This window comes from Brachybacterium sp. Z12, assembly GCF_014400405.1.
In the GTDB taxonomy this organism is placed as follows: domain Bacteria; phylum Actinomycetota; class Actinomycetes; order Actinomycetales; family Dermabacteraceae; genus Brachybacterium.
In genome coordinates, this window is the sequence record NZ_CP060496.1 from 809,740 (window position 1) to 834,241 (window position 24,502).

General features: G+C 70.2%; 21 protein-coding genes, 1 tRNA gene and 8 pseudogenes. 22 read left to right on the plus strand and 8 right to left on the minus strand.

The features are described 5' to 3' along the window. Nucleotides 1–19: 19 nt before the first annotated feature. Nucleotides 20–2,059, minus strand: a complete 2,040-nt coding sequence (locus H3H54_RS04325) for a hypothetical protein (protein ID WP_262425662.1) — start codon at nt 2,057–2,059, stop codon at nt 20–22. A gap of 85 nt (nt 2,060–2,144) precedes the next feature. Between H3H54_RS04325 and H3H54_RS04330 the strand changes: the two genes are divergently transcribed. The 12 genes and pseudogenes from H3H54_RS04330 to H3H54_RS04380 all read left to right on the plus strand — a co-directional run bounded on the left by H3H54_RS04330 (nt 2,145) and on the right by H3H54_RS04380 (nt 8,775). Continuing rightward, nucleotides 2,145–2,591: a GntR family transcriptional regulator gene (locus H3H54_RS04330; protein WP_262425663.1), complete on the plus strand. Its 447-nt coding sequence runs from the start codon at nt 2,145–2,147 to the stop codon at nt 2,589–2,591. A gap of 282 nt (nt 2,592–2,873) precedes the next feature. Continuing rightward, on the plus strand, nt 2,874–3,074 hold the full coding sequence (locus H3H54_RS19455) for an N-acetyltransferase (protein ID WP_395963392.1): 201 nt from the start codon (nt 2,874–2,876) through the stop codon (nt 3,072–3,074). Further along, nucleotides 3,074–3,634, plus strand: coding sequence for a GNAT family N-acetyltransferase (locus H3H54_RS04340; RefSeq protein ID WP_262425665.1), 561 nt, complete (start codon nt 3,074–3,076; stop codon nt 3,632–3,634). The genes H3H54_RS19455 and H3H54_RS04340 overlap by 1 nt, the downstream gene beginning before the upstream one ends. A gap of 362 nt (nt 3,635–3,996) precedes the next feature. After that, nucleotides 3,997–5,181, plus strand: a complete 1,185-nt coding sequence (locus H3H54_RS04345; protein WP_262425666.1) for a DUF222 domain-containing protein — start codon at nt 3,997–3,999, stop codon at nt 5,179–5,181. A gap of 161 nt (nt 5,182–5,342) precedes the next feature. After that, on the plus strand, nt 5,343–5,471 hold the full coding sequence (locus H3H54_RS04350; RefSeq protein ID WP_262425667.1) for a hypothetical protein: 129 nt from the start codon (nt 5,343–5,345) through the stop codon (nt 5,469–5,471). 28 nt (nt 5,472–5,499) lie between these two features. Continuing rightward, nucleotides 5,500–6,045 carry a GNAT family N-acetyltransferase gene (locus H3H54_RS04355; protein WP_262425668.1) on the plus strand — a complete coding sequence of 182 codons (546 nt, stop codon included), beginning with the start codon at nt 5,500–5,502 and terminating at the stop codon, nt 6,043–6,045. Nucleotides 6,046–6,153: 108 nt separating this feature from the next. Next, nucleotides 6,154–7,112, plus strand: a pseudogene (gene pheA, locus H3H54_RS04360) (prephenate dehydratase). A gap of 106 nt (nt 7,113–7,218) precedes the next feature. Then, nucleotides 7,219–7,587 carry a universal stress protein gene (locus tag H3H54_RS04365; RefSeq protein ID WP_262425669.1) on the plus strand — a complete coding sequence of 123 codons (369 nt, stop codon included), beginning with the start codon at nt 7,219–7,221 and terminating at the stop codon, nt 7,585–7,587. Next, nucleotides 7,548–7,631: pseudogene (locus H3H54_RS19460) on the plus strand (hypothetical protein); the annotation flags it as partial. The gene H3H54_RS04365 and the pseudogene H3H54_RS19460, both read left to right, overlap by 40 nt. Nucleotides 7,632–7,718: 87 nt before the next feature. Continuing rightward, a complete protein-coding gene (locus H3H54_RS04370) occupies nt 7,719–8,201 on the plus strand; it encodes a universal stress protein (RefSeq protein ID WP_395963722.1) in 483 nt (160 codons plus the stop codon). Continuing rightward, nucleotides 8,201–8,566, plus strand: a pseudogene (locus H3H54_RS04375) (DUF1905 domain-containing protein); the annotation flags it as partial. The gene H3H54_RS04370 and the pseudogene H3H54_RS04375, both read left to right, overlap by 1 nt. Further along, nucleotides 8,563–8,775 carry a hypothetical protein gene (locus H3H54_RS04380; protein ID WP_262426564.1) on the plus strand — a complete coding sequence of 71 codons (213 nt, stop codon included), beginning with the start codon at nt 8,563–8,565 and terminating at the stop codon, nt 8,773–8,775. The pseudogene H3H54_RS04375 and the gene H3H54_RS04380, both read left to right, overlap by 4 nt. Here the strand turns inward: H3H54_RS04380 and H3H54_RS04385 are convergent. After that, nucleotides 8,772–9,938, minus strand: coding sequence for a diacylglycerol kinase family protein (locus H3H54_RS04385; RefSeq protein WP_262425671.1), 1,167 nt, complete (start codon nt 9,936–9,938; stop codon nt 8,772–8,774). The two genes, H3H54_RS04380 and H3H54_RS04385, sit on opposite strands and share 4 nt — an antisense overlap. Nucleotides 9,939–9,982: 44 nt before the next feature. Here H3H54_RS04385 and serS point away from each other — a divergent pair. Next, nucleotides 9,983–11,253: pseudogene (gene serS / locus H3H54_RS04390) on the plus strand (serine--tRNA ligase). A gap of 94 nt (nt 11,254–11,347) precedes the next feature. Beyond that, a pseudogene (locus tag H3H54_RS04395) lies at nt 11,348–12,215 on the plus strand (HAD family hydrolase). 3 nt (nt 12,216–12,218) lie between these two features. Here H3H54_RS04395 and H3H54_RS04400 read toward each other — a convergent pair. Both H3H54_RS04400 and H3H54_RS04405 read right to left on the minus strand, forming a co-directional pair. Continuing rightward, entirely contained in the window at nt 12,219–13,199 is a 981-nt protein-coding gene (locus tag H3H54_RS04400) for an NAD(P)H-quinone oxidoreductase (RefSeq protein WP_262425672.1), read from the minus strand. A 2-nt stretch (nt 13,200–13,201) separates the two neighbouring features. Beyond that, nucleotides 13,202–14,196: pseudogene (locus H3H54_RS04405) on the minus strand (MDR family oxidoreductase). A gap of 166 nt (nt 14,197–14,362) precedes the next feature. Here H3H54_RS04405 and H3H54_RS04410 point away from each other — a divergent pair. The 6 genes from H3H54_RS04410 to H3H54_RS04435 all read left to right on the plus strand — a co-directional run bounded on the left by H3H54_RS04410 (nt 14,363) and on the right by H3H54_RS04435 (nt 17,675). Next, nucleotides 14,363–14,698 (plus strand): GntR family transcriptional regulator, encoded by a 336-nt coding sequence (locus H3H54_RS04410; RefSeq protein ID WP_262425673.1) that lies wholly within the window; start codon nt 14,363–14,365, stop codon nt 14,696–14,698. Between the two features lie 19 nt (nt 14,699–14,717). Next, entirely contained in the window at nt 14,718–15,596 is an 879-nt protein-coding gene (locus H3H54_RS04415) for an ABC transporter ATP-binding protein (protein ID WP_262425674.1), read from the plus strand. Nucleotides 15,597–15,609: 13 nt separating this feature from the next. Then, nucleotides 15,610–16,326: a hypothetical protein gene (locus H3H54_RS04420; protein WP_262425675.1), complete on the plus strand. Its 717-nt coding sequence runs from the start codon at nt 15,610–15,612 to the stop codon at nt 16,324–16,326. Nucleotides 16,327–16,416: 90 nt separating this feature from the next. Next, complete coding sequence (locus H3H54_RS04425; RefSeq protein ID WP_262425676.1) at nt 16,417–17,037, plus strand: hypothetical protein; 621 nt, start codon at nt 16,417–16,419, stop codon at nt 17,035–17,037. Nucleotides 17,038–17,141: 104 nt separating this feature from the next. Beyond that, the gene (locus H3H54_RS04430) at nt 17,142–17,561 is read left to right on the plus strand and encodes a PH domain-containing protein (protein ID WP_262425677.1); all 420 of its coding nucleotides are present in this window, start codon (nt 17,142–17,144) and stop codon (nt 17,559–17,561) included. 26 nt (nt 17,562–17,587) lie between these two features. Continuing rightward, nucleotides 17,588–17,675, plus strand: a tRNA-Ser gene (locus tag H3H54_RS04435). Between the two features lies 1 nt (nt 17,676). Here the strand turns inward: H3H54_RS04435 and H3H54_RS04440 are convergent. Beyond that, nucleotides 17,677–18,246: an SDR family NAD(P)-dependent oxidoreductase gene (locus tag H3H54_RS04440; RefSeq protein ID WP_262425678.1), complete on the minus strand. Its 570-nt coding sequence runs from the start codon at nt 18,244–18,246 to the stop codon at nt 17,677–17,679. Nucleotides 18,247–18,406: 160 nt separating this feature from the next. Here H3H54_RS04440 and H3H54_RS04445 point away from each other — a divergent pair, with 160 nt between their 5' ends. Together H3H54_RS04445 and ptsP are read left to right on the plus strand one after the other, a co-directional pair. Beyond that, the gene (locus H3H54_RS04445; RefSeq protein ID WP_262425679.1) at nt 18,407–18,889 is read left to right on the plus strand and encodes a hypothetical protein; all 483 of its coding nucleotides are present in this window, start codon (nt 18,407–18,409) and stop codon (nt 18,887–18,889) included. 71 nt (nt 18,890–18,960) lie between these two features. Beyond that, nucleotides 18,961–20,680: pseudogene (ptsP, locus tag H3H54_RS04450) on the plus strand (phosphoenolpyruvate--protein phosphotransferase). A 232-nt stretch (nt 20,681–20,912) separates the two neighbouring features. Here ptsP and H3H54_RS04455 read toward each other — a convergent pair. From H3H54_RS04455 to H3H54_RS04465, 3 genes and pseudogenes are all read right to left on the minus strand, one after another. After that, nucleotides 20,913–21,185 carry an HPr family phosphocarrier protein gene (locus H3H54_RS04455; protein WP_262425680.1) on the minus strand — a complete coding sequence of 91 codons (273 nt, stop codon included), beginning with the start codon at nt 21,183–21,185 and terminating at the stop codon, nt 20,913–20,915. Between the two features lie 47 nt (nt 21,186–21,232). After that, nucleotides 21,233–22,384, minus strand: coding sequence for a mannitol-1-phosphate 5-dehydrogenase (locus H3H54_RS04460; protein WP_262425681.1), 1,152 nt, complete (start codon nt 22,382–22,384; stop codon nt 21,233–21,235). 4 nt (nt 22,385–22,388) lie between these two features. Further along, nucleotides 22,389–24,463, minus strand: a pseudogene (locus H3H54_RS04465) (PTS sugar transporter subunit IIA). Nucleotides 24,464–24,502: the final 39 nt, after the last annotated feature.

Below are 24,502 nucleotides of genomic sequence, written 5' to 3' on the forward strand. Positions count from 1 at the left end.
GGACGCCGAGAACTCCTGATCAGGCGGCCTCGCGGCCGCGCTCTTCGATCTCCGACGCCTCCTGCGGGGTGGGCAGCACCGCCGGCAGGAAGCACATCCAGATGCCGAGCATCGAGGCGATCAGCACCGGCCCGGTGTCGTTGACGGCGTAACCGACCCAGGCCCCGGCCACGAGCGTCACCCGCACCCAGTAGGAAGCGGGATGCTCGGCGTCCAGCGCCGCCAGTCGCCGCCAGCGCAGTCGGCTCGGCATCAGGATCGCGACCGAGGCGATCACCGCGAGCACCATCACCACCGCGAGCGCCGGATAGCCCGTGGTCATCGCGATGTTCTGGGCGAGCTTGCGGACGACCACGGACAGCAGCTCGCCGCTGAGCAGCTCGTCGATGAAGCGACCCAGGTGGGTGCGGTCCTCGGCGGGTCGCAGCCAGTCCAGGAAAGACACGCCCAGCACCGCGACGGCGCCTCCGGCTCCGAGGGCGAGGACGTGCCACAGTCGCGGACGGATGCCGGAGACCAGCAGCGCGAGCAGTCCGAAGGCTGGGATCGTCGCGAGCATCGATCCGAAGTCCGCTCCCATCGATGGGGCGACGCAGACGATCGCGACCAGGGCGCCGACGACCACCGTCCACACCACCCGTGCGCGGGGCGTGCGCACGATCGCGAACAGGCACAGCAGCGCCATCAGCGTCGCGGCCAGCACCATCCCGAACAGGTGGTTCGACAGCCCGTAGAAGCGCCCGCCGGAGATCGGCTGCGCGCCGAGCGGCGAGGACAGCTGGAACCGGGAGCCGATGGCAGATTCCCCGAGGAGCAGCAGGGCGACCAGCGCCGCGGAGATGCCCGCCGGGCCCAGACGATTGTGCCGCCATGGACCGGCCAGCACCAGTGCCGACAACAGGGCGGAGCCCGCCCACACCACGCCGGTCAGGGCCAGGGTGGAGTTCTCGGCTCGCCACCACGGCACCAGCGAGGCGAACATTCCCACCGGAAGCGCGAGCGGAGCGATCGCTGCGAGCGCCCGGCCCACGGCCGCGAGGCGCGGACGTCGGGCGAGCGGCGGGATCACCAGGATCACGATCCCGATCACGCCGAGCACGAACCAGGAGCCCAGCGCCGGCACGGTCGCGCCATCGACCTTCGCCGCCGCCAGCGAGCGGTCGAGCGCCAGCTGCTGCGGATCGTCATGCTCGGTGCCGCGGAACGGCTGGCCGGGGATCAGCCCGTCGGCCGTGGCGTCGTGGGAGGCGAGGACAGTGGCGAGCACGTCGGTGAGCACCACCACGCCGGTCTGCTTGGTGGCCCCGCTCGTGAGCGCCTGCCCGGGGAAGGCGGTGTCGAGGGCGACCTGCAGCCCGACGGTGCGGGAGGCGACCGCGCCGGTGCGCTCGACCGCCTCCGGGTCGTCGGGATCGGTGGCGGCGACGGAGACCAGGAGGGTGCGGGGGAGGTCCGTGCTCTCGCAGCCGCCGAGCTCGTCGAGGATCGCGCCGACGCTCGCATCGAGCGTGGTCAGCGCCTGGTCGCGGGCAGGATCATCGTGGTCGGGCAGGGACGGTGCGGCGGCCTGGACGATCTCGCCCTCGTCGACGGCATCGGCGATCTCGGTGTAGGCGGTCTCCTGCGACGCCTCCGGATCTCGCGCGCCCTCGCGCATGATCATCGTGCTCGGCCCGTCGAGCTCGATGCTGCTGACCGGGACCCCGAGCTGCTCCCACTGGTCCTTCGCCGGGTTCGGGATCCCGCTGGTGCGGGGCGCCTCCTCCGCGAGCCCCCGGTACCCGGAGTGCAGGGTCTCCATGCCCTGCCGCTTCGTCGAGACGACGGTGGTCGAGGTGGTGTTCATGGCACCCGCGCCGGAGCGGTCGGCGAGGCACTGCAGATTCGGGGTGGCCTCGGGATCGATGTCCTCCCAGCCGAGCCCCGCAGTGGCGATCACGAGCCGCACGGGATCGTCGGGATCGTCGGCGGAGGCGGCTGGCACCCCCACCAGGAGGGCTGCGCCGAGCAGCACGGCGAGAAGTGCGCGACGCATGGGGGTGAGCAGATCCTGGAGCACATCCTGATGCTACGGGGAGGTCCTGACCCGCGCCGGTGCCCGGTGCAGTCCCTCCACCTTTTCCTCACGGCTTATCGTGGTCTCCATGTCCTCTCCACAGCCTCCCTATGAGCAGGTGCGCCGCGAGATCGTCGAGCAGGTCCGCACCGGCGAGCTGAAGCCGGGCGACCGGCTGCCTGCGATCCGCACCTATGCCGCCGATCTCGGCCTCGCCGCGGGCACCGTGGCCCGCGCTTACAAGCTGCTTGAGGAGGCACGGATCATCGTCACGCGCCGCGGAGCGGGCACGACCATCGCCTCGGGAGCCGTGCAGGAGGCTCGTAAGGACGCCGAGGCCACCGCGCGCGAGTCCGGAGGGCCGGTCGATACGGCCCTGATCTCTCTCTTCGCCGCACCCGTCGCCACGGCCCGTGCGCGCGGCGCCCGCGACGTCGAGATCCTCGCCACGGTGCGTGCCGTGCTCGCGGGGAGAACGGCAACGGGCCCGCGTGACGGGCAGCTCGACGGACCGCGTGCGCATCGCCTCCCATGACGCGGACGGCGCGGTTCCCTTCCGCGACCGCGTCCTCGAGGTCTGGAAGCTCGCCTTCGGCCCGGTCGAGGATGAGGGGGACTGGCGAGGCAGGTTCTGGGAGCAGCACCGCAGACGCGCGGGATTCCGCCTGGTCGCCGCCGAGCTCGAGGACGAGCTGGTCGGTTTCGGGTGGGGCTACACCGGGGAGCGCGGGCAGTGGTGGGCCGACAGTGTCGCCGGAGCACTCGGCGCCGACGCCCGCAAGTGGGTCGGGGGCACCTGGAGTTCGTTGAGCTGGCAGTGCTGCCCGACCATCAGGGGCGTGGCATCGGAGGCCAGCTCCATGACGCACTGCTCCGAGACCTCCCGCGCGAGCGGGCGCTGCTCCAGACGGATGCCGACAGCAGCTCTGCAGGCCACAGCCTCTACATCGCTCGCGGCTGGGACGTCGTCGGCAGGCTGCCTGGGGAAAAGGTCGTGATGGGAAAGCACCTGCCCTGATGATCCGCCTCGAGAGGCTCGGGCCCCGGCATGCGCAGGAGATCCTTGCTGGTCAGGATGCCCTCCTGGCCGGGGAGATCATCGGCCGGCCCTGGGAGCCGCCAGCGCTCGCCGAGTTCCTCAGCCGCTGCGAGCGCTGGCGGGAGGACGGCCCGCTCCAGGAGTTCGCTGCGATCGATCAGGCAACGGGCCGGTTCCTCGGTGGGGGAGGAGTGCACCGCATCGCACCCGGGATCTCACGCGGCCAGGCGGTGCTGACGTACTGGCTGCTGGCCCCGGCACGAGGTCGCGGACTCGGCACGCCTCTCGCCGCGGCGATCGTGGGGCGTGCGCGGCGCGACCCCGTGCTGGAGGAGGCCGTGCTCCTCATCGCCCCGGGCAACGCTCCCTCCCAGGCAGTCGCTCGGAGCCTCGGCGCCCGGCCGACGGGGAGATCGTGCCCCACCCGGCGGGCGGCACCCGACGAGCGGAACGCTGGATGCTGGCACTGCACGACGAGGGATAGCGCCTGGGAGGTCCAGCATCCCCGAGTGCAGGTGGCGCGGCAACGCCCATTCTGAAATGTGGAAGGAATGTGGAAATTCTGGGCCACGCGCGCCGGACGAGCTAGCCACCTTTCCTCCCCACTCGGAGTTATCCACATATTCATCCCCATTTGTGCCGTCCCATTGCCCTCTGCGGTGCGCCTCGGTAAGGTCGAAAGCGAATCGCAGAAATGTTCGATACTGCGGCTATGTTCGACTCAGACGGCCTCGCGATCGTGGCGAGCATCGTTCGAACGTGGCCTGCGTCGCGAAGGACTCTCGAGGGGGTGAGGATGAGGATGATGACGGTGACAGAACGCCGTGCAGGGCGGCGCTCTGCAGGAATGGGCGCTTCTGCGCTCAGCGGTCCGCCGGCCTCACGGGTACGAGCCCGGTCCGTGCTCACGGAATCCTCCCTGCTCACTCGGGGCGGTCTCACGCCCGGCAGCGCCGACGCGGCCGCCATCACCGGCCTCCTGCGTGAAGAGAAAGAGGCCTCCCGGCGTCACGGACGGCAGCTCCTCGCCCTGGCCCCCTTCTGGATCGACCATGACGACCCGGACCTCACGGAGGACCGCGAGGAGCGGAGCCTCGCGGTCGCCATCGCCCTGCGCACCACCACCGACATCGCGAACTCCCGCATTTCTGAGGCGCATATTGCGGTGACACAGATGCCGCGAAGCTTCGAACGCCTCGCCGTCGGTGACATGCCGTGGGAATGGCATACCAGGGCCCTCCGAGCAGTCCGCGAGCTCACGCCATTCCAGCGCTCCCAAGCAGATGAGCAGATCGCCTCCTGGGACCTCGCCTCCATTCCCGCGGACAGGTTCCGTGACGAGCTGCGCCAGCTGGTCTCATGGTTCGAATCCCAGGGGCCCCAGCCCTCCCCGGAGGACTCCCGCGACGTGGCCCTCGAGGGCAACGGGCGCGATGACGGCACCGCCTGCCTGCGCATCACCGGGCCGATCCCGGAGATCCTGGCTCTCGCACGCCGGCTCGACGCCGCCGCACACGCCGTCCAGCGCGATCAGCGGCGAGCCGTGGAGAAGGGTGCCCCGGTTCCTTTCGACCTCGACGGCGACGCTGCCCGCCGGGGCAGCGCGATGAGCCTCGCCGACCTCCGCTACGCGATCATCCACCGCACCCTGCTCGACACCGCCGGCGTCGAGGTGCCCGCGCCCCGCCACCGCGTGAACGTCGTCATCCCCGTGCTCACCCTGATGGGTCTGGACGACACCCCCGCGACCTACGACGGCATCATCCCGCTGCCCGCCGAGATGGCCCGCGCGCTCGCCGAGACCGAGCCCGTCTGGCACCGGGTCTTCACCGAGCCGATCCGCGGCGCCTTCCTCCCCGTCCCGGCGGACCGCTACCGACCCACCCCGAGATGGTCGAACACCTGCGTCTGCAGAACCCCCGCTGCGCCGCCCCCGGATGCACCCGCACCACCACGGATGACGCCGAGAACGACCACATCGAGGAGTTCGACCACGCGCACCCCTCCCGCGGCGGACCCACCAGCCTCGACAACCTCCACCGGCTGCACTGGGGACACCACGACCTCAAGACAGCCCGACGGATAGACCCCGTCCGAGAACCCGACGGCTCCACCACCTGGACCATCGGGAACCCCGCCCTCGCCACCACGAGGGTGGCGCCACGGCCTGACCTCGCCACGCCCCGGATCGCCTCCGCCTTGGAGGACTCCTGGCAGCACCACCAGTGGCTACGCATGATGGAGGAGATGGAGCGCAACGGAGAGGTGGATCGGATCCATCAGCAATGGGGGCCCATCGACACAGCGGTCGAGGGCGAACATGATGATGAGGACGCCGCCTGGCACGCGCGGTGGGACACCGATCCGCCGTACTGAGATGTCACCGCCGTGGCACCATGATCCGATGTCCCGCACCATCCGACTCGTGCCCCCGTCCGTCGCCCGGTCCGCCGAGTACCTGGATTGCGTGGCCGATTTCGCCGGTACCGCGATCGACGGGGCCGGAATCCGTGACCCGCAGCAGCCTCCGATCGGTGAGAGAGACGTCCGCGAATTTGTCGCAGCCCGCCTCGCCGAGGAGGACCCGACCACCGAGCTCCCGGAAGGCTGGGTGCATTGCACCAGTCGCTGGATCGTCGACGCCGAGACCGACGAGATGCTCGGATTCATCGCCACCCGGCACCGCCTGACCAAGTACCTCCTCGACCACGGCGGCCACATCGGCTACTCGGTGCGGCCCTCGGCCAGGAGGCAGGGGGTCGCCTCCGCCGCCCTCGCGATCGCGCTCACCGAGGCGCAGGAGCTGAACATCGACCCGGTGCTGATCACCTGCGACGAGGACAACCACGGCTCCCGCCACGTCATCGAGAAGGCCGGCGGTGAGCTCGAGGACGTCCGTGACGGCAAACGTCGCTACTGGATCGGCGAAGGACCCCGGCCCCGCGCCTGAACGTGCCCGATCCCGCTGGACGAGGGCCCGCCGTTCTGAGGGCTCGCCGCTCCGGGACTGCGCTGGCCTGATCCGCGCCGGTCGTACCTGGCCGAGTACCCTTCCCCCATGCGCTACGGATTCCTCGGTCCCGAGACCACGTTCACCCACCAGGCGCTCCTGCAGGCCCTCGCCGAGACCCCCGAGGAGTTCGCCGGCGCTGAGCCGGAGCTGGTGCCCTTCTCCTCCGTCGCCACGGCCACCACCGACCTGCTCGCCGGGGACATCGACGCGCTGATGGCACCGATCGAGAACTCCGTCGAAGGCGGCGTCTCCGGCACCCTGGACGTGCTCGCCGCGACCGACGCCATCACCATCGTCGCCGAGCAGACCGTGCAGATCACCTTCGTGCTCGCCGCGCGCGAGGTCACACCGCTGGAGCAGCTCGCCACCGTCTCCTCCCACCCGCACGCACAGGCGCAGGTGCAGGGATGGCTGCGCAGCAACGTCTCCGAGGCCGAGATCGCCGCAGCCTCTTCGACCGCAGCCGCAGCCCGTGACCTCGCCGCCCTCGACCCTGAGGAGGCGTGGGGAGGGCGGCCGTCTGCTCGCCGCTCGCCGCCCAGCACTTCGGTCTCGAGGTCCTCGCCGAGGGCATCGAGGACTACGAAGGCGCCATCACGCGTTTCGTGCTGGTCACTCGCGAGGGCCGGATCCCCGCGCGCACCGGGGCTGACAAGACAACGCTCGTCCTCCAGCTGCCGCACAACCGCTCCGGCGCCCTGCTCGAGGCGCTCGAGATCCTCAGCTCCAACGGAGTGAACATGTCCCGGATCGAGTCCCGTCCCGTCGGCGATTTCCTGGGCCGGTACTCCTTCTCCCTCGACGTCGAGGGGCATATCGAGGACCGCCGCGTCTCTGCCGCACTGCGCTCCCTGCACCGGCTCTGCCCGGTCGTGCACTACCTCGGCTCCTACCCGAGGGCCGACGGGCAGGGCGCCGAGGTGCGCGAGGACTACGCCGACCACGCCTACGACGATGCCCGTGACTGGCTCGAGAGGCTCTCCGGGATGATCACCCCGACCTGAGTCCCGGGACCGCCGGCGCCGTGGGGAGTACGGTGGAGGTGGCGGGGATGGACTCGAGACGGGGCGTCATCGTCGCCTTTTCGGAAGCCCCGCGAAGGGATGCACCATGAACTCCAACGGCCTCCACGAACACCAGACGATCCCCTTCGATCCCGGCGCACGAAGCCTCGGTGTCGCGGTCGGGTTCGACGGATCCCCGCATGCCACCGCAGCCCTCGCGCATGCCGCCGCGATCGCCACGCGCCGGGGCGTAACGCTCTCCGTCATCTCCACCTACCGCGCTCCGCTCGACCTCTACGTCACCTATGCGGCGCTCCCGCAGGAGCCCGAGGCGGAGGTGAAGAAGCGGCAGGCCCACGCCGTGCTCGACGAGGCGGCGAAGCAGCTCGCGGACCATCCCGGCAAGGTCACCTACCTCACTGCGGAGGAGACTCCGTCGGAGCTCTCGTCAAGTCGTCGGATACCGCGCTGGTGATGGTCGTCGGAGCGCGCGGCCGGGGCGGCTTCCTCGGACGGATCCTCGGATCGGTCGCCGCCGAGCTGCCCGCCCATGCCCGTTGCCCCGTGATCGTCGTCCCCTCCGACTCCGAGCGCGCCTCCGGCCCGGTGGTCGTCGGACTCGACGGCTCCCTCGCCGGTCGTCGCGCTGCGCTGCATGCGGCGCAGGAAGCCGTGGAGCGCGGCACCTCGCTGCGGATGCTCGCCGCCCTGCAGGCACCGCGCAGCGGCGACTTCTGGGCTCCCGCCGTGCCCGCCGCCGTGTCCGAGGCTGTGGAGCACCGGCGCGTCGAGGTCCAGGCGGCGCTCGACGGGGCGGTGAACTGGGTCAAGGAACATATGCCGAACCTCGACGTCACCGGGGAGGTGGTGGTGGGTGATCCCGCCGGGCTCCTGCACGAGGCCGGGCGCACCGCCCAGCTGCTCGTCGTCGGTTCCCGCGGCCGGGGCGCGGTGGCCAGCGCGCTGCTCGGCTCGGTCTCCCGAGCCACCCTGCACGGCGCCGAGTGCCCCGTCATGGTCGTCCCGCCGCTGGAGGATTCCCGCGTGGAGGGCGTCCGCAGCACGCTCGACATGGACCAGGAGCTGTGATGGCCCGGAGCGGGTCCCTCTCGCCCGTCGTCGGCTCGCCCGTCGTCGGTCGCGCCGAGGTGCGTGCCGTCGGCGACCGGCTGATCATCCCGCTGCCGCAGGAGGTCAGCGACCAGCTGCCCTCCCGCGGCCAGGTCGCCGCCGAGGCCGAGCTGAACGGGCACCGGCTGCGCACCGTCATCGAGCCCGATGGGCGCAGAGGCCACTGGCTCCGCATCGATGACGAGCTCCGGCAGGCGCTGGATCTCGAGGACGGCACCGGGGTCGAGCTCACCCTCAGCCCCACGAAGGCCTGGCCCGAACCGCAGATCCCGCAGGACCTCGGCGCCGCGCTCGCCGAGGCCGACGACCTGGACGAGACGTGGGCCGCGATCACCCCGATGGCGCGCTGGGAATGGGTGCGCTGGGTCGGCGCGACTCGCAACCGGACACCCGTGCTCGGCGCGTGGAGGTCTCGATCGACAAGCTGCGTGGCGGCAAGCGCAGGCCGTGCTGCTTCGACCTCTCCTCCTGCACCGACCCCGAGCTCGCCCGCAGCGGGAAGCTCATGGCGCCGGACGCAGGGAAGGTCTAGGCCTCCGAAGGATCCGTCCCTTCCGGGACACGCAGGCGCAGCACGCCCGGATCGACCGTGGCGATCAGGTGGGTGGCCTCGGTGTCCGTATCGCCGTCGAGCTGCACCGGCTGTGCCTTCGTGGTCGTCACCCGGATGCCGGGGGTGAGGTAGCGCTCCATCGTGGAGAGCTTCGGCCCGTACTTCGGGATGAGCTTCGGGTTGACGACCTGGGCGGCGACCTGGCTGAAGCCTGCGGCACCGCGCCATCCGGCGACCACGACCTCGAGCCGGCCGTTGTCGATCGTCGCGTCGGGCATCAGCACGAAGCCGCCGGGCAGCTTGCCCACGTTCCCCAGCAGCACGGTGCGGGCCTTGTGCGCGTGACGGGTGTCGTCGGGCAGCTGCACCACCACGTCCACCGAGCGGCCCAGCACGGTGCGGATCCCGCCGAAGACGTACGCGATCCAGCCGATCCGCTTCTTCATCTTCGGATCGGTGTAGCCAATCATCTCGGCATCCGCGCCGAAACCGGCGATGACCAGGAAGATCTGCCGTGGCGCCGAACGGGCTGCGGCCACGGAGTCGCCGGTGCGCAGCCAGCCCACGTCGACCTGGTGATCCGAACCGGTGAGCGCCGCGACCATCGCCGCCGCGGGGTCGTCCAGCGGGATGTCGACGTTGCGTGCCAGGAGGTTGCCGGTGCCGGCGGGGATGATCCCCATCCGGGTGTCGGTGCCTGCCAGCACGGAGGCGACCATGCGCACGGTCCCGTCGCCACCGGCGGCCATCACCAGGTCAGCACCGTCCTCGACGGCCTGCCGGGCCTGCCCCTCACCGGGGTCATCGATGGTGGTCTCGTAGAAGACGGTCTCAGCGCCCTCGATCCGCTCCACCACCTCGGTGATGCGGCGGCGGAACGAGTCCGTCTCCTCGAACTTCGAGGGGTTCAGCACCACAGCGACCCTGCGGAGCCGGTCGTCGTCGGCGGGCGAGGCTTCCTCGGCGCCCATCGCGTCGTCCTCCGCCTCAGGTGTGCTCGAACGGTTCTGCGCGACGGTGCGCAGCTCATTGAGCTCGCGGCGGTGGCGGCCCAGTCGACGCAGCACCATCACCAGCAGGCAGACGGTGACGACGGTGGTGACCACCGAGGCGATGCTCAGCAGCAGCAGAGTGAGGTCCATTCCGTCAGGGTACTGGCGCGTGCGTGCGCAGGTACCCTGGAGCAATGATCGATCTGCGGCTCCTGCGCGAGAATCCCGAAGTCGTCCGCGAAGCACAGCGGGCACGCCGACGCGACCCTGCCACCGTGGACGCGGTGCTCGAGGCCGATTCCCGGTGGCGCGAGACCACTGCGGCCTTCGAATCCTCGCGCGCCGAGCAGAAATCCTTCGGGAAGAAGGTCGCCCAGGCCAAGGGTGAGGAGAAGCAGGCGCTGCTGGCCGAGGTCAAGCAGCTGGCCGCCGACGTCAAGCGCCTAGAGGCCGAGACCGAGGAGGCGCTCACCGCCCGTGACTCCGCGCTGCGCGAGATCCCGAATCTCGCCGAAGGCGCCCCGAAGGGCTCGAGGACGACTTCGTCCTGCGCGAGACCGTGGGCGAGATCCCGCAGTTCGACCACCCGGTCAAGGACCACCTGGAGATCGCTGAGGGTCTGCGCGCGATCGACATGGCCCGCGGCGCGAAGGTCTCCGGCGCGCGCTTCTACTTCCTGCGCGGCGTGGGTGCGCAGCTCGAGCTGGCGATCCTGAACTCCGCGATCGACCAGGCCACCAAGGCCGGATTCACCCCGATGATCACCCCCACCCTGGTGCTGCCCGAGGCGATGGAGGGCACCGGCTTCCTCGGCGAGCACGCCGACGAGGTCTACCACCTCGACAAGGGTGATGACCTGTATCTCGTCGGCACCAGCGAGGTGGCGCTGGCCGGCTACCACAAGGACGAGATCATCGACCTCGAAGGTGGCCCGATCCGGTACGCGGGCTGGAGCGCCTGCTACCGCCGCGAGGCGGGAAGCTACGGCCGGGACACTCGCGGCATCATCCGCGTGCACCAGTTTCACAAGGTCGAGATGTTCTCCTACTGCCGCATCGAGGACTCCTACGAGGAGCACGAGCGGCTGCTCGGCTGGGAGCGGGAGATGATGGCGCGCATCGACGTGCCCTACCGCATCATCGACACCGCCGCCGGTGACCTCGGCACCTCCGCCGCCCGCAAGTACGACTGCGAGGCGTGGATGCCCAGCCAGGAGACCTACCGCGAGCTGACCTCCACCTCGAACACCACCCAGTTCCAGGCGCGTCGGCTGAACATCCGCGAGCGCACCGAGAACGGTCTGCGGCCGGTCGCCACCCTCAACGGCACCCTCGGCACCACCCGCTTCATCGCCGCGATCCTCGAGAACCATCAGCAGGCCGACGGGTCGGTCGTGGTCCCCGAGGGGCTGCGCCCCTACCTCGGCGGGCGCGAGATCTTCGAGGTCGTGGGGAGCGCTGCCTGAGATGCCCGCTCCCAGACCCCTGCGCCGCCTGCTCGAGGCACTTCGTCACCGTCGGTTCACCCGAACGTCGGATGCTGATGCCACACTGCCTGATATGACGACCTCTCTCTCCACGACCGACCGTGAGGCCACCCGTGCACGCCTGCACGAGCACCTCGACGGCCTCGCCGACCAGCGCCTGCTGATCGGGCTCGACGTCGACGGCACCCTGGTCGACCACGACGGGGTGATGAGCTCCGAGATGCACCAGGTGCTCCAGCGGACCGCGGAGACGCACACCGTCGTCATCGCCACCGGCCGCTCCCTCGGTGCGACCCTGCCGATCGTCGAGGCCGCGGGTGTCACGCGCGGTTTCGCGGTCTGCTCCAACGGCGCCGTCACCATCGAGATGGATCCCGAAGCCGTGGGCGGCCACCGCGTCATCGACACCCAGATCTTCCACCCGGGCCACGCCCTGCGCACGCTGCGCGAGGTCGCCCCGGACGCCCACTACGCCGTCGAGATGGCCGACGGCAGCTTCCGCTCCACCACCGGTTTCCAGGACTCGAGCTTCGGGGTCGAGGCGATCGAGAGCGACCTCGACGACCTGATGGGGCTCGAGGCGGTGCGTGTGGTGGTCCACGTCCCGGATCTCACCCCGCAGGAGTTCTCCGAGGTCATCGCCGAGTCCGGTGTGCACGGCGTGGAGTACTCGATCGGCTGGACGGCCTGGCTCGACATGGCCGCCCCCGGCGTCTCCAAGGCCAGCGCCCTGGAGGTGCTGCGCGAGCGGCTCGAGATCGACAGCGCCCACACGGTCGCCGTCGGCGACGGCTTCAACGACACCGAGATGCTCACCTGGGCCGGCGCGGGCGTGGCCATGGGCCAGGCCCCCGCAGGGCGTGAAGGACGTGGCCGACGTCGTCACCGACTCGATCTACGAGGACGGCACCGTGCTCGTGCTGGAGAAGCTGCTGGGCTGAAGCTCAGGCGCCGCGGCGCCGTCGGCCCCGACGTGTCCCCTCGGCCGGTCTCGCCACCTCGAGGATCACCTTGCCGAGGTGCCCGCCGGTGCGCAGGATGTCGTGCGCCTCCGCTGCCTGCTCGAGAGGCAGCCGGGTGTGGATGGGGATGCGCAGCTCCCCGGACGCCAGCAGCGGCCACACCAGGTACTGGGTCGCTTCGAGGATCCCGTGCTTCATCTCCACCGGGCGTGAGCGCAGAGTGGTGCCGATGATCCGGCCCCGCTTGCTCATCAGCAGGCCGATCGGCAGCTCCCCGCTCGCCCCGCCGAGCGTCCCGATGATCACCAACCGGCCGTTCTCCCGCAGCATCCCGACGTGGTCGGCGAGGGCCTGCCCGCCCACCACGTCGAGGATGACGTCGACCCCGCCGGTCTCGCGGACAGCCTCCAGCAGATCGGTGGTGTGACGGTTCCAGGCCATGTCGGCTCCCAGCGCGCGGGCCGTCGCGATCGCCTCCTCGGAGCCGACGGTGGTGAGCACCCTCGCACCCAGGTGCCGGGCGATCTGGATCGCGACGCTGCCGATGCCGCCGGTGCCGCCCTGGATAAGGATCGTCTCGCCTTCGTGCAGGCCGGCCTCGAGCACCAGGTTGGAGATCACCGTCGCGGCCACCTCGACCACTCCCGCCGCCTCGACCAGGCCGATCCCCTCAGGCGCTGGGAGCAGCAGCTCTTCGGGGACCGCGACGACCTCGGCGTAGCCGCCGCCCGCGAGCAGGGCCACCACCTTCTCGCCGGTGTCGCGCCGGTGCCCGGAGACCTCGAGCCCCGGAAGCTCGGACGCCCCGGGAGGCGGGGGATACTTCCCAGCGGTCTGTGCGAGGTCGGCACGGTTCACGCCCGCGGCTACCACGTCGACCAGCACCTCGCCGGGAGCGAGGACCGGCTCCGGCAACTCGGCGAGCTCCAGCCGGTGGTCCTCGGTGATGGTCATCGCGCGCATCGTCACTGGGTCACCTCCACCACGGTGCGGCCGCGGACCTCGCCGGCCAGGATCCGTTCGGCATAACCGATGGTCTCGGACAGGCCGATGCTGGTGGTCATCGAGTCCAGCACATCGCCGTCGAGCTCACGAGCCAGCGCTTCCCAGGCACGCTCACGCAGCGGCAGTGGGCACTCCACCGAGTTGATACCGGCGAGGGTCACCCCGCGCAGGATGAACGGCAGCACGGTCGTCGGGAGGTCCGGGCCCTGGGCGAGACCGTAGGCGGCGACCGTGCCGCCCCACGAGGTCTGGGCGAGGACGTTGGCAAGCGTCGTGCTGCCCACCCCGTCGATCGCGCCAGCGAAGCGCTGGGACTGCAGGGGCCGTCCCGGCTCCTCGGAGAGCTCCCGACGGTCCATCACCTCGGCGGCGCCCAGCTCGCGCAGGTACTCGCCGTTCTCAGCGGAGCGACCGGTCGAGGCGAGCACACGGAATCCGCGGCCCGCCAGCAGCGCGACCGCGACCGATCCTGCGCCGCCGGAAGCGCCGGTGACCAGCACGTCCCCGGCGTCGGGGGTGAGGCCGGCATCCTCGAGGCTCAGCACCGCGAGCATCGCGGTGAAACCTGCAGTGCCGATCGCGGCGGCCCGTTCGGGGAGAGGCCGGCGGGCAGGCGCACCAGGGCGTCGGGCCGCACCCGGGCCCGGGTCGCGAAGCCGCCGTGGCGGGTCTCGCCGATCCCGTCGCCGGTGAGGATCACCAGGTCACCGGCGGAGAAGCGCTCGTCGGCCGAACCAGTCGGGCCGGCTGAGTCGGTCACCCGGCCCACCAGATCGATGCCGGGGATCAGCGGGTGGGAGCGTGCGATGCCCTTGCCGGCGATCGCCATCCCGTCCTTGTAGTTGAAGCTGGAGACCAGCACGTCCAGTTCGACGTCACCGCTGAGCAGGGATTCGTCGGCGTCCTCCAGCAGGCGCGGGGTCGCGCCCTCGGACTCGATCAGTACGGCGCGCATGAGGCGCTCCTCTCGCTCGGGGGCGGATGGCCCCAGCCTATGTGTCTCACCGGTTGCCTGCCCACGAATCCGTCGGTGCCCCTTGACGGCTGGTTGGTTACGTGGTTCATTAGTGGAGTAATGAACCAAGGAGCCGCGCTCGCGGCCTCGACGACAGGAGGCGCGTGTGCTCGACGAGTCGAAGCCGCTCTTCATCGCTGTGGCGGAGCAGATCGAGGACGGGATCCTCGACGGCACCTATCCAGAGGACACCCCGGTGCCCTCCACCAACGAGCTGGCCGCCTTCCTGCGGATCAACCCCGCCACGGCAGGAAAAGGGCTGAACCGCCTGGCCGACGCCGGCGTGCTGGTCAAGCGGCGGGGAGTGGGCATGTTCGTCACCGTCGGCGCCGCCGAGCTGCTGCGCCGACGCCGGCGGGACGACTTCGCTCGCGCCTACATCGTCCCGCTGCTGCGCGAAGCCGCACACCTGGGCATCGACCCCGAGAACTCACCGAGATGATCACGAAGGAGGCGTCCCGATGACCGCGATCGAGACCCGCAATCTCACCAAGCATTTCCGTGACGTCGCCGCGATCGACGACGTCTCCCTCTCCTTCGCCGAAGGCCGGGTGCATGGCCTGTTGGGCCGCAACGGCGCCGGCAAGACCACCCTGATGAAGCTCCTGACCGGGCAGATCTTCGCGACCTCCGGTGAGATGCGGGTGCTGGGCCAGAGCCCGCTGGAGAACCCGCAGGTGCTCGCGCAGACCTGCTTCATCCAGGAGAGCCAGAAATACCCCGACGGCTTCCGGCCCCTGGACGTGCTGCGCATCGCCGAGGGGCTCTACCCTGCCTGGGACCAGGAGCTCGCCCGTGAGCTGATCGCCGACTTCCGACTCCCGGAGAAGAGAGCCATCAAGAAGCTCTCGCGCGGCCAGCTCTCCGCCGTCGGCATCATCCTCGGCCTCGCCTCCCGGGCTCCGCTGACCTTCTTCGACGAGCCCTACCTGGGCCTGGATGCGGTCGCGCGGCGGCTGTTCTTCGATCATCTGCTGGCCGACTTCGCGGACCACCCCCGCACCGTCATCCTCTCCACCCACCACATCGACGAGGTCTCCAACCTCCTCGAGCACGTGGTGCTGCTGGACGAGGGCCGGGTCGCGATCTCGGAAGAGGCCGAGACGCTGCAGAACGCGGCCATCGAGGTCTCCGGCCGACGTGACGAGGTCATGGCCTTCACCGCCGGGGCCGACGTGCTCCACCTCCAGGAGATCGGCTCGCTGGCCACCTCCACCCTCCATGCAGAGCCGGGCAGCGTTGAGCGGGCCCGGGCCGCAGGGCTCCAGGTCGCGCCTGTCTCGCTGCAGAACTACATCGTCCATCGCACCACCGCCGCGGCTGCCGCCCCGGTGGCCTGAGAGGAGAACTCTGATGCGCTCGCGCAACGTCATAGACATGCACCTGGTCAATCGGATGCAGGCCTTCGGATGGCCGCTGATCGCCGTCGCGTTCGCCCTCGCGATCATGCTCGCGGTCGGCGCGATCGTCGGCTCCCGAGGCCCTGAGGCCCAAGCCGAGATGTACTACGGACTGCAGTGGAACGGGGCGATCTTCGCTCTGTTGGGCCCGCTGATCGGCTACGGATTCACCTCCATGGGGCAGTACTTCCCCCTCGCGCTCGGACTGGGCCTGACCCGCCGGGAGTTCGCCACCGGACTGAGCGTGGTGTTCCTGGGCAACGCGGTCATCTACTCGGTGCTGATCACCGTCGGCAAGACCATCGAGAAGGCGACCGAGGGCTTCGGCCTCAGTATCCGCTTCTTCGACGTGTTCTACACCAGCACCGGCGCACCGTGGCAGACCCTGCTGCAGACCTTCCTGCTGATCCTCACGGTGCTGTTCCTCGGTGCCGCGATCACCGCCGCCGTCCTCCGTTTCGGTCAGGTGTTCCTCTGGGTCGCTGCCGCCATCCTGGCGCTGATCGGCCTGGGGATCCTCTCGGGAGTGCTCCTCCTGGACGGCTTCGGTCGGGCCCTGCTGGATGTCCTCACCATGGGCTGGGGACCGTGGATGGTCGCGATCGCCGTGATCGGGGCGGTCTCGGCCGGTGCCTGGCTGGTGCTGGTGCGGCGCACGCAGGTGAGCTGAGGCAGGAGCGCGGACGGAGACCGAGTCTCCCCGCCCGGTCGCCTAGGGTGAAGAGGACTCCCACCCCGTCCCGAAAGGATGACCACCTCCATGCGGAAGACCGCAGTGCTCCTGTCCACCCTCGCCCTGTCCACGCTCGCCCTGGCCGCGTGCGGAGGAGGTGCCGAGGAGGCCGACGAGAGCACCGCCCCGGCCACGGCCATCACCAGCGAGGAAGCCTCTGAGGAGGAGGCCGCCGCGGAGGCCGCCTCGGAGGTCGAGCAGCGGGAAGCTGAGGCCGCTGAGGAGGAAGCTTCCGAGAAGAAGAGCGCGGACGGGGCGACCGGAGCGTCGGACCCGGGGCCTGCGGCAGAGGACGCAGTCATCCCGGCCGACGCCGTGGCGGAGCCCCCGCAGGAGATCGGTGCGTACTCCCTGATGGAGGGCAGCGGTCCCGCCCACATGTACTCCCACTCCGAGGAGAGCATCCTGATCAGCGTGGACTCCACCGTGCTCAGCTCTGACTACGAGACACTCGTCGCGGAGATCGAGACCGACAACGTCCCCGCAGGAACCGGAAGCTGCGGGACCAATGAAGCCGGCAGCTCCATCACCTGCTACCAGCTCACCGAGGACGGCGTCATCACCCTGAACGCGGTGCCCGAGGAGATCAGCGTCGAGGAGATGGCCTTGTTCGTGAATCAGTATGCCGAGCAGGTCGGAGCCGCCTGACAGTCGGCGGAGAGGGGCGACGATGCCGGTTGTCCGCTACCAGGCGCTCGAGACCGGCTGGGTCCGCGGGGTGCTGGGGTGTGTCATGGCCTCCGATCCTGACCATGTTCGTCGGCGGCGCGGTGCTGCTCACGCTGGACTCGCTCGCTGGGATGCTCGGAGCCGTGATGTGCTGGGCGGTCGGAGTGCTCCTGGTCGTCATGCTCGTGATCGGCACCCGGGTCCAGTTCATCGTCGACGACGACGGCCTCACCCTGGTCCACTACCTTCGCACCCACCGGATCCCGTGGGAACAGATCGCAGTCATCGAGCAGAGCAACACGTACTGGACCACAGGAGCCGTCGTCGTGGTGCTCAAGCATCCGCCTGGCCGCCGGATCACGGCGCTCGCGACCACAGATCGCCTGGCTCTGTACCGCGGGGAGAACCCCTTCCGCTTCATCGACTCCTTGGCCCAGCTGCGCTGGCCCGCCCAGGCCGCGATCGCCGCGCACCGGCGCTGGCTCGCCGCCTCATCGCGGTAGACTCTCGCGGGTGCCTTCGGGCACGAGGAGGGTTGTCAGAGCGGCCGAATGAGATGGTCTTGAAAACCATTGTGCAGTGACCCTGTACCGCGGGTTCGAATCCCGCACCCTCCGCTCACCGCGGGCCCGCTGTCACCTCCGCTCGGGCCCACGCCGTGACCTCGGCCGCCAGTTCCCGGTCGAGGGCAACCTCCGAGCGGCGCAGGACCGTCGGCCGCCCCTGCAGGGAGCCGCGGCCATCGGGCCCGATGTACGAGCCGGGTGGCAGCGGCTGGGTGGCGGCGAACAGCACGGGACCCGCGCCGCGCTCCGCGGTCATCAGCTCGAGCCCGTCGGCCGACTCCCGGCGGCGTGCGGTGACGAGCCCGGCCACGTGGATCAGCAGGTCGATCCCACCTGGGCCGAGGGTACGAGCGATCTCCTCGGCCCCATCGCGCACCGAGGCGAGCTCCGCAAGGTCGAGCCTGGTCAGGCGTACAGCGCCCAGTCTGCCGGTCTCGCGCACGATCCGCGCGGCGACCACCTCGCCCTTCCCACGGTCGCGCACCGTCAGCACCAGATCGGCGCCCCACAGGGCGAGGCGGAGCGCTGCCTCACGCCCCAGTCCGTCGCTCGCGCCCGTCATCACGACGGTGTGGCCGGTCAGGTCGGGGGTGGGCAGGTGCTCCCATTCCACGGCACTCATCCGGCCAGCGTAGAGGGCTCGGTCCGGGGTGCCTCCGCCCCTTGATGAGCTTGATGAGTGCGGTCTCATGGCCGTCTTCGGAGGATCTCATCTGCGAGATGTTGTCTGAGGTCATCACGAACAGCGTCCCGGAGAACGGGCCGACGGAGGAGAAATGACTATGAGCACGAAGAAGACGATCTGGACCGTGGCGGCCGGTACCACCGCAGCAGTGCTGATGCCCGGGGTGGCATACGCGATGGCCACCGGAGGCACAGAGAAGGACGCGGAGGAGCCGGTCCAGGAGCAGGTCGCCGTGCAGATTGCGGAGAAGCCCGCTGAGGAGCCCGTGACCCTCTCGGCGTCGAGCCCCGCAGAGGTGGTGGCTGAGAGCTCGGGCCCTGCGAGCGAGATTCCGCCGGTCGAGCAGATGATGACGGCCAACAGCCCGTTCTCCGCGCAGTCCGCGATGTCGGCCCAGTCCGCACCGTCGGCGGTGTCAGCGCAGTCCGCCCCGTCGGCTCCCTCCGCGATATCCGCGATCTCTGCTCAGTCCGCTCAGTCCGCTCAGTCCGCCCAGTCTGCCCAGTCGGCGCAGTCCGCTCCCTCCGCACCGAGCCCCGTCTCCGCGGATTCCCCGCAGTCCCCGGGCTCGGCCGGCTGACCCTGCCCCTCGGCCCCGCGTAGCATGCGTGCCACGACGCCCTTCCGGCCGCTTCAGAGGAGATGGCAACGATGGCCCAGTACACAGGTGTGGCAGTCAGTCCCGGCCGAGTGATCGGGAGGATCCGGTCGATGGCGCCGCCGGTCGCGGAGCCGCCCGCGGGCGAGAAGCTGGCCGAGGTCTCCAATGCCGCGGCCGAGGCCGGGCGGATCCCCACCGCGGCCGCCGCAGTGCAGGTCGCTCGCTCATCAGGCTGGCCGAGCGCGCCACCGGCGAGGGGAAGAAGATCCTCGAAGCCACCGCGCAGATGGCCGCAGACCCCTCGCTCACCGAGACCGCGCAGGGCCTCGTCCACTCCGGCGGGAAGACCCCGGAGCGAGCTGTGTGGGAGGCCGGTGACCAGGTCGCCACCATGCTCGAGGGACTCGGCGGCTACATGGCCGAGCGCGCCACCGACGTGCGTGACGTGCGCGCCCGCATCGTGGCCGAACTGCGGGGCGAACAGGCCCCCGGCATCCCCGAGAGCGAGGAGCCGTTCGTGCTCACCGCGATCGATCTCGCACCCGCCGACACCGCCACCCTCGACCCTGATCGGGTGATCGCGCTGATCACCTCCGACGGCGGGCCGCAGTCGCACACCGCGATCCTCGCCCGTCAGCTGGGGCTGCCCGCGATCGTCGCCGCCAAGAGCATTCACGAGTTCGACGACGGCACCGAGGTGTTCGTCGACGCCGGCCTCGCACCATCACCGACGAGGTCACCGAAGAGCACCACCGCTTCTCCACGGCGTGGACCGAGCTGCAGCGGAACCCGCTGACCTATGAGGGCGGGGGAGGAGTGCTGGCCGACGGCACCCGCGTGCAGCTGCTGGCCAACATCGGCGGCGCGAAGGATGCCGAGAAGGCCGCCGCCGCGAACGCCGACGGGGTGGGGCTGTTCCGCACAGAGTTCCTGTTCCTGGACCGTGAGGACGAACCGGGCGTCGAGGAGCAGACGGCCGCCTACGCCGAGACGTTCGCGCACCTGCCGGGCAAGAAGGTTGTGGTGCGCACCATCGACGCAGGCGCCGACAAGCCGCTGCCCTTCCTGACCAACGCCGATGAACCCAACCCCGCGCTCGGCGTGCGCGCTTACCGCACCTCCTGGGAGAAGCGCTCGGTGCTGACCAACCAGCTCGACGCGATCGCCGCCGCTGCGGCGCAGTCCGAGGCGAAGCCCTGGGTGATGGCGCCGATGATCGCGACCGTTCCCGAGACCGAGGACTTCGTGGCGCTCTGCCGCGAGCGTGGACTCGAACCTGCAGGGATCATGGTCGAGACCCCCGCCGCGGCGATCACCGCGGACCGCCACCTGACCGCGTGCGACTTCGCCTCCATCGGCACCAACGACCTCACCCAGTACACGATGGCCGCGGATCGTCAGCTCGGCTCGCTCGCTCACCTGAACAACCCGTGGCAGCCCTCCGTGCTGTCCCTGGTGAAGGCCACCTGCGACGGTGCCCGGACCGCGGGCGGTGACCCCGACGCCTTCGGGGAGAGCGCGAACAAGCCCGTCGGCGTGTGCGGCGAGGCGGCAGGCGATCCCGGCCTCGCGGTGGTGCTCGTGGGCCTGGGCGTGAACAGCCTGTCGATGACCCCGCGTTCGCTGCCCGCCGTGGCGAAGGTGCTCTCCACCGTGACGCTCGAGCAGGCGCAGCAGCTCGCACGCAAGGCCGTCGCCGCCCGCACCGCGGAGGACGCGGTCAGCGCCGTCCGCGCCGACCTGCCGATCCTGGGAGAGCTGGGGCTGTGACGCGGCCCTGAGCAGGGACGCGGGCCGCGTGCCCGCTCCTGGCCGTGCCCGCCCCTTCCCCGCGACACGCGCATCGAGACCACCGATCTCTGCCGGAAATGGCAGGAATCGGTGGTCTCGATGCGCGTGCGGGGCGTGTTCGTAGCGGGGCGAGGCGGGGCGAGGCGTGTTGCCCGGTCAGGCGCGGGGAGCGGGCGGGAGCGGGCCCGGTCGGGAGTGGGCGCTCCCGGGATCACTCGTCGGCGTCGAGGTCCTTCTCCAGGAGGTCGGCCAGGGCGTTGACCGACTCCTCGGCACCCTCACCCTCCGCGCGCAGGGTGACCTCGTCGCCCTTGCCGGCACCGAGGGTCATCAGCATCAGCATGCTGGAGGCCTGCACGGCGTTGCCGTCGGCCTTCTCGATGGTCACGGTCGCGGGCTGCTCCGCCGCGGCCTGGGCGAAGATGCCGGCGGGACGTGCGTGGAGCCCGGAGGCGCTGGCGATCTCGACTGTCCGCTCTGCCATGGTGCGTGCCTTTCGCTGGGGTCGCCGCGGTGAGCGCGACGTCGGAGTCACTCGGTGTGACCGGAATATACCCCGGCGATGCGTGCACGCACCTCGGGGAAGAGTGGATGGGCGGGCTCGAGGCCGGTGATCTCCGTGGTCGCGATGCCAGCATCGGAGGAGGAGCGCAGGATTTGCTGCAGACGCTCGACCTCCTCGTCCCCCTCGGGGGTGAAGACCAGCGCGGCGGAGAGGGAGGACAGCAGGGCGTCGTGCCCCATATTGCGCTCGGCCAGGACGGCGGCCGGGCCGATGATGCGGTCCTCGCGCGAGAGCTTGCGCAGCGGGGACCGCCCCACCCGCTCAACCGGATCCGGCAGGGCGGTGTTCGCGAAACGCCCCAGCACCTTGGTGCGGTAGGCGGCCATCTCCTCCTCGGCGAAGCCGTGCTCGGCCACCAGCAGCGCAGAGGTCTCCGCGAGCGCCGCCTCGACCTCGCGCGCGACCGCCGGGTCCGTGATCGAGTCCGCGATCGTCGCGTGCCCCGCGGCCCAGCCGTGCCAGGCGGTGGTGGCGTGGCCGGTGTTTACCGTGAACAGCTTGCGCTCGATGTACGGGCCCAGCGCATCGACCCAGGTGATCCCCGGGATATCGGGCTCATGCCCCTCGAAGGGGCCCCTCTCCACCGCCCACTCGTAGAAGTCCTCCACGGTGACATCCAGGCCTGCGCCCTCGGCCTGGACCGGCACGATCCTGTCCACCGCGGTGTTGGCGAACAGGGCCCGCTCTTCGAGGTCGTCACCCTGGTACGCGGAGCGGATCTCCTGCTCCAGCAGATCCGTCGCATTGATCGCGTTCTCGCAGGCGAGCACGGCCAGGCGAGGAGCTCCCACCGGGCGGGCGGCGATCCCTGCGGCGATGGCCGGCGCGACGAATCGCAGGATGGGTGCGCCGACGGCCGTGGTCACCAGCTCCGCAGAGGCGATCTCGTCGGTGAGGGCCTGCGGATCCTGCGCGGAGTTCACCGCGCGGAACCCGTCGACCGTGGTGCTGGTGGCGTGCTGCCCCACGGTGCGCACCTGATAGGAGTCGGCCTCCTGCAGCTGCTCGACGAGCTCGGCGGCGACGTCGGAGAACACCACCTCGTACCCCGCCTCGTGCAGCAGCAGTCCCACGAAGCCGCGGCCGATGTTCCCGGCCCCGAAATGCACTGCTCTCATCGGATCACTCCTTCTCATCGCCGAGGATCTCGAGGATCTCCTCGGTCGTGGTGGCGTTCTCGAGGCGTTCCACCTGGGCGGGGTCCGAGAAGGTCATCGCGACCTTCTGCAGTAGCGTCAGGTGCTCGTTGCCCACGCCCGCGATGCCGATCACGAAGGTGGTGGGGTTGCCGTTCCAGTCGATCCCGCCGGGGTAGCGCACGAAGGACATCGCCGAGCGCTTGATGGAGGACTTCGCCTCGTTGGTGCCGTGCGGGATCGCCAGGCCGTTGCCCATGAACGTCGAGACGCTGGCCTCGCGGTCATGCATCGCGGCGACATAGCTCTCGTCCACCGCGCCGGCGGCGACCAGCAGGGCGCCGGCCTCGTCGATGCCGGTGGCGGAGTCGCTCGCGGTCCCGTCCAGGATGATGCTGGCGGGCGCGAGGATCTCTGGCTCGTCGGCCGGGCGCTCGGCGGCGTGACGGCCGCGCGGCGGCTCCGGCTCGGTGGAGTCGCCCTGCGTGGTCTCCTCCGCGTCCCCGGCGTCCCCGGCGTCGGGCGTGCTGCGCTGCTCCACCAGCTCCACCACCTCGTCGTAGCGGGGCGAGTTCATGAACTGGTCCACGCTCACGTGCACCGCGGAGCCGGTGCGCTGGCGGGCACGGTCGGTGAGTTCCTTCTGCGTCACCACCACGTCCCACTCGTCGCTCAGGCTCGAGATGGCCTTGTTCGTGACTTCGACATCGCCGAATCCGGCGGCGCGCACCTTCTTGCGCAGCACCGTCGCGCCCATCGCGGAAGAACCCATCCCCGCGTCGCAGGCGAAGACGATCTTCCGGATCGGTCCGGTGTGCCCGGAAGCGTCGGCCGCAGTGCCGGCGCCCGCCCCGGTCAGCGCTCCGGCGACGGAGGACTTCTTGCCCTTCATCTGCTCCATCTTCGCGGTGGCGGCGCCGATGTCCCCGTCGTCCTGCTTGCCGATCTTCAGCAGCAGGGCGGCGAGCACGAAGCTGACCGCGGCCGCTGCGGCCACGGCGAGGGCGATGCCGAGATAGGAATCGCGGGCGGCGACGACGAAGATCGCGACGATCGAGCCGGGGGCAGCCGGTGACTGCAGTCCCGTTCCGAAGACGACGTTGACCGCGACGCCTGCCATTCCGCCGCCGACCGCAGCCAGGATCAGCAGCGGCTTCATGAGCACGTAGGGGAAGTAGATCTCGTGAATGCCGCCGAAGAACTGGATGATCGCTGCGCCCGGGGCGGTGGCGCGGGCAGCGCCCTTTCCGAAGATCGAGTATGCGAGCAGGATGCCGAGGCCCGGGCCGGGATTCGCCTCGAGCAGGAACAGCACTGACTTGCCGTTCACGGCCGCGTCGGAGATCCCGAGGGGGTGAGAACGCCGTGGTTGATGGCGTTGTTGAGGAAGAAGACCTTCGCCGGCTCGATCAGCAACGAGACCAGAGGCAGCAGACCGGCGTTGACCAGGCCGGCGACGCCATCGGCCAGCAGGGTCATCAGCCCGTTCACCAGCGGAGCGAGACCGAAGAACCCGGCGATCAGCAGGATGAAGCCGAGGATTCCGGCGGAGAACATGTTCACCAGCATTTCGAAACCGGCCGGGATGTGGTCCTGCCACAACCGGTCGAGCTTCTTCATGACCCAGGCGGCGAGGGGCGCCATGATCATGGCGCCGATGAACATGTGAACCTCGGGCAGGGCCTCGAAGGCTCCCTCGGCATTGCCCGCGGCGAGCCACTTCTCGAGCTCGGCGGCATTCTCCTGGGCGATCAGCCAGTCGGAGCCGGCGATCACGCCCATGGTCGCGATCACACCGACCACGGCGCCGCGCGCCTCGTAGATCATGCGGCCGCCGGTGTTGGCGATCAGCAGCGGCAGCAGGTAGTGGATCATCGGGTCGACCGCGCTCGCGAGCGGTGCGTTCGGGGTCCAGCCCTTGGGGATGAACAAGGCCGTCAGGAGACCCCACGCGATCAGCGCCGGAATGTTCGGCATCACCATGTTCGACAGCGAGGTGCCGACCTTCTGCAGCGCCACGCGTGGACTGAATCCGGGCTTGGCCTCAGTGGCTGTGCTCATGCCATGTCCTCATCGACAGTCGACGGGGACCCGTCGAGC